This is a genomic window from Mesorhizobium sp. M0998 (genome assembly GCF_040318885.1).
Taxonomy (GTDB): Bacteria; Pseudomonadota; Alphaproteobacteria; order Rhizobiales; family Rhizobiaceae; genus Mesorhizobium.
This window is the reverse complement of sequence record NZ_JAMYND010000131.1, coordinates 1-673: the sequence shown is the minus strand read 5'-3', so window position 1 is coordinate 673 and position 673 is coordinate 1. Positions and strand designations below refer to the sequence as shown.

The 673-nt window shown below is 58.5% G+C and carries 1 pseudogene; it reads right to left on the bottom strand.

What is annotated here, in order from left to right:
- Window positions 1-344 (bottom strand): annotated as a pseudogene (locus NKH59_RS33415) (aldo/keto reductase); the annotation flags it as partial.
- Window positions 345-673: the final 329 nt, after the last annotated feature.

The following is a 673-nucleotide window of genomic DNA, read 5'->3' as shown; positions in this document are numbered from 1 at the left end:
ATGCGCCAGCCACGAAAGTTGGAGACGCCGAAATAGCGCAGCTTGCCCTGGCGGATCAGGTCGGCGATCGCCCGCACCGGCTCTTACAGCGGCGCATCGAAGACGGCGCGGTGGAAGTAGAACAGGTCGATATAGTCTGTTCCAAGGCGGCGCAGGCTGTTCTCGACGGTCTGGATCACCCATTTGCGCGAATGGCCGCCGAGATTAGGCCCTTTGTCGTGCGAGTTGACGAATTTGGTCGTCACGACCCAATGATCGCGCCTCGCCTTGATGCCGCGACCGACGACTTCCTCGGACTTGCCGTTGTGGTAGACGTCGGCGGTGTCAATGAAGTTGATGCCTTGCTAACGGCTTTGGCAGCGTCGCTCGACAGGGCTGGGACATCATGACGGAGTCGCGTTAGACATTCCAGCGAGACGAATATCGGTTTGAACCCTCGGGCTGCCGCCCAACAATGCTGAACCATATCGTGTCAAGGCTTGCAACGACCGAAGACGCAACTGGCGCATATTGCACTTGGCTGTCAAGGTCGGGAATAGGGTCAGACCCTGCCCGTGATCTTGCATTCAGGGAACGTCCGAGAAGGGTCGATAGTGTTGAAGAAGTCGGCGATGAAGCCGTGGATCCACTCGCACCGAAGCGTCTTGATTAAGGTCGACGCGACCTCCTCGCC